The sequence below is a fragment of the Microbulbifer agarilyticus genome, from assembly GCF_020171345.1.
Lineage (GTDB): Bacteria > Pseudomonadota > Gammaproteobacteria > Pseudomonadales > Cellvibrionaceae > Microbulbifer > Microbulbifer agarilyticus_D.
In genome coordinates, this window is the sequence record NZ_JAIUZM010000007.1 from 1 (window position 1) to 4,062 (window position 4,062).

Sequence of the window (4,062 nt, forward strand, 5' to 3'; positions counted from 1 at the left end):
TGAAGTCGGAATCGCTAGTAATCGTGAATCAGAATGTCACGGTGAATACGTTCCCGGGCCTTGTACACACCGCCCGTCACACCATGGGAGTGGGTTGCTCCAGAAGTGGCTAGTCTAACCTTCGGGGGGACGGTCACCACGGAGTGATTCATGACTGGGGTGAAGTCGTAACAAGGTAGCCCTAGGGGAACCTGGGGCTGGATCACCTCCTTAATCGAAGTCGACCTAACTTCGTAAGTGCTCACACATATTGCTTGATCGGACTGATGATGTTGATGTTTGAAAGGCTTCAGCGAGTTGGGGCTATAGCTCAGCTGGGAGAGCGCTTGGTTTGCATCCAAGAGGTCAGCGGTTCGATCCCGCTTAGCTCCACCATTTCCTGAGATGTTTATAGGCCTGTAGCTCAGCTGGTTAGAGCGCACCCCTGATAAGGGTGAGGTCGGCAGTTCAAGTCTGCCCAGGCCTACCAAATTTCCACGATTCGGCACTTTTGAATCCCTTGCATAGCAGGCTATGCGGCGGGCTCCAAAAATACCAACTCGTGAAAATTCACTTCCTCTTTCTTTCTTTTATCAATATCAGAAATCAGAAAACTGGTTTTTTGGATTGAGTGTGTTGCTTGATTCGAGAGATTAGCTTTCTGATTTTTACATCAGATGTTCTTTAACAAGGTGAAACATTTTGTAGTAATACACTGCAAGGCGAGGTTGAGTACTAACAATACTCAACATCAATAGAAATGTGTGTCTCTCAAGCACACAATCCGGTGTTTGAATACTTACCCGTATTCAAATGCAAAGTCGTTAGTAGTCGTTTGTGTTGTATGGTCAAGCGACTAAGCGTATACGGTGGATGCCTTGGCAGCTGGAGGCGATGAAGGACGTAGGAGCCTGCGATAAGCCTAGGGGAGTCGGCACACAGACTTTGATCCTAGGATTTCCGAATGGGGAAACCCACCTGTTTTACAGGTATCCCTAACTGAATACATAGGTTAGGGAGGCGAACCCGGGGAACTGAAACATCTAAGTACCCGGAGGAAAAGAAATCAACCGAGATTCCCTGAGTAGCGGCGAGCGAAAGGGGATTAGCCCTTAAGCTCTTTATGTCTTAGTGGAAGGATCTGGAAAGTTCCGCGATACAGGGTGATAGCCCCGTACACGAAAAGGCATTTAGAGTGAAATCGAGTAGGTCGGGACACGTGTTATCTTGACTGAACATGGGGGGACCATCCTCCAAGGCTAAATACTCCCAGCTGACCGATAGTGAACCAGTACCGTGAGGGAAAGGCGAAAAGAACCCCGGAGAGGGGAGTGAAATAGAACCTGAAACCGTATACGTACAAGCAGTAGGAGCCCTTCGGGGTGACTGCGTACCTTTTGTATAATGGGTCAGCGACTTATTGTCTGTAGCAAGGTTAACCGCTTAGGGGAGCCGTAGAGAAATCGAGTCTTAATAGGGCGTTTAGTTGCAGGCAATAGACCCGAAACCCGGCGATCTATCCATGGGCAGGTTGAAGGTTGAGTAACATCAACTGGAGGACCGAACTCACTAATGTTGAAAAATTAGGAGATGACCTGTGGATCGGAGTGAAAGGCTAATCAAGCCGGGAGATAGCTGGTTCTCCTCGAAAGCTATTTAGGTAGCGCCTCGCGTCTCACCCACGGGGGTAGAGCACTGTTTGGGCTAGGGGGTCATCCCGACTTACCAACCCCATGCAAACTCCGAATACCGTGGAGTGCAATCGCGGGAGACACACGGCGGGTGCTAACGTCCGTCGTGAAAAGGGAAACAACCCAGACCGCCAGCTAAGGTCCCAAATATCAGTTAAGTGGGAAACGATGTGGGAAGGCCCAGACAGCTAGGAGGTTGGCTTAGAAGCAGCCATCCTTTAAAGAAAGCGTAATAGCTCACTAGTCGAGTCGGCCCGCGCGGAAGATATACCGGGGCTCAAACTGATAACCGAAGCTGCGGATGCTTTTTAAGCATGGTAGAGGAGCGTTGTGTAAGCCGCTGAAGGTGAACTGTGAGGTTTGCTGGAGGTATCACAAGTGCGAATGCTGACATGAGTAACGACAAGGGGGGTGAAAAACCCCCCCGCCGGAAGACCAAGGGTTCCTGTCCAACGCTAATCGGGACAGGGTTAGTCGGCCCCTAAGGCGAGGGCGAAAGCCGTAGTCGATGGGAAACAGGTTAATATTCCTGTACTTGCAATTGCTGCGATGGAGTGACGGAGAAGGCTAGGCCAGCATGGCGATTGGTTGTCCATGTTTAAGGTAGTAGGCTTATGACTTAGGTAAATCCGGGTCATACTCTTTATTGAGAAGGCTGAGAGCTGATGACGAGTCTCTTTTTAAGAGACGAAGTGGTTGATGCCCTGCTTCCAGGAAAAACTTCTAAGCTTCAGGCAATTGTGAACCGTACTCTAAACCGACACAGGTGGTCAGGTAGAGAATACCAAGGCGCTTGAGAGAACTCTGGTGAAGGAACTAGGCAAAATGGTACCGTAACTTCGGGAGAAGGTACGCCGGTTTTGGTGATGGGACTTGCTCCCTAAGCTGAGGCCGGTCGAAGTGACCAGGTGGCTGCGACTGTTTATTAAAAACATAGCACTCTGCAAACACGTAAGTGGACGTATAGGGTGTGACGCCTGCCCGGTGCCGGAAGGTTAATTGATGGGGTTAGCGTATGCGAAGCTCTTGATCGAAGCCCCGGTAAACGGCGGCCGTAACTATAACGGTCCTAAGGTAGCGAAATTCCTTGTCGGGTAAGTTCCGACCTGCACGAATGGCGTAACGATGGCCACGCTGTCTCCACCAGAGACTCAGTGAAATTGAAATCGCTGTTAAGATGCAGTGTACCCGCGGCTAGACGGAAAGACCCCGTGAACCTTTACTACAGCTTTGCACTGAACTTTGAGCCTATTTGTGTAGGATAGGTGGGAGGCTTTGAAACTGTGACGCCAGTTGCAGTGGAGCCATCCTTGAAATACCACCCTGGTATGTTTGAGGTTCTAACTCTGGTCCGTTATCCGGATCGAGGACAGTGTATGGTGGGTAGTTTGACTGGGGCGGTCTCCTCCCAAAGAGTAACGGAGGAGTACGAAGGTGCACTCAGCATGGTCGGAAATCATGCAATGAGCATAATGGTATAAGTGCGCTTGACTGCGAGTCAGACATGACGAGCAGGTACGAAAGTAGGTCATAGTGATCCGGTGGTTCTGTATGGAAGGGCCATCGCTCAACGGATAAAAGGTACTCCGGGGATAACAGGCTGATACCGCCCAAGAGTTCACATCGACGGCGGTGTTTGGCACCTCGATGTCGGCTCATCACATCCTGGGGCTGAAGCCGGTCCCAAGGGTATGGCTGTTCGCCATTTAAAGTGGTACGCGAGCTGGGTTTAGAACGTCGTGAGACAGTTCGGTCCCTATCTGCCGTGGGCGTTGGAAATTTGAGAAGAGTTGCTCCTAGTACGAGAGGACCGGAGTGAACGAACCTCTGGTGTTCGGGTTGTCACGCCAGTGGCATTGCCCGGTAGCTATGTTCGGACGGGATAACCGCTGAAAGCATCTAAGCGGGAAGCCTCCTTCAAGATTAGATTTCCCTGACTCCTTGAGAGTCCTAAAGGGCCGTGGAAGACTACCACGTTGATAGGCTGGGTGTGGAAGCGTTGTGAGGCGTTGAGCTAACCAGTACTAATTGCCCGTGCGGCTTGACCATACAACAGAGATGGTTACTAACGATTTACTGATCGAAGACGATCAGTGGATTGTGCGCGAGAAGAGACATACAGTTCTTGCGGTGTATTACTACAGAATGTTTTACCGACTTATTTGGGGTTATCGCCGGTCAGAACCTGACCAAGGCAAACAGCGATAACAGGCAGCGCAGAGCACTCTTTAAAAGAGATGAAAGGCTCATAAGACCAGACCAACCCAAGCCAGTTTGCCTGACGACCATAGAGTTGTGGAACCACCTGATCCCTTGCCGAACTCAGAAGTGAAACGCAACATCGCCGATGGTAGTGTGGGGATTCCCCATGTGAGAGTAGGTCATCGTCAGG

Annotated in this window: 2 tRNA genes and 3 rRNA genes; all 5 read left to right on the forward strand. The window is 50.5% G+C overall.

The features are described 5' to 3' along the window. Nucleotides 1-213, forward strand: a 16S ribosomal RNA gene (locus LCM31_RS16180); the annotation flags it as partial. Nucleotides 214-299: 86 nt separating this feature from the next. Further along, nucleotides 300-375, forward strand: a tRNA-Ala gene (locus LCM31_RS16185). A 17-nt stretch (nt 376-392) separates the two neighbouring features. Continuing rightward, a tRNA-Ile gene (locus LCM31_RS16190) sits at nt 393-469 on the forward strand. A 356-nt stretch (nt 470-825) separates the two neighbouring features. Further along, a 23S ribosomal RNA gene (locus LCM31_RS16195) occupies nt 826-3,719 on the forward strand. 228 nt (nt 3,720-3,947) lie between these two features. Then, nucleotides 3,948-4,062: ribosomal RNA gene (gene rrf, locus LCM31_RS16200) — 5S ribosomal RNA — on the forward strand; the annotation flags it as partial.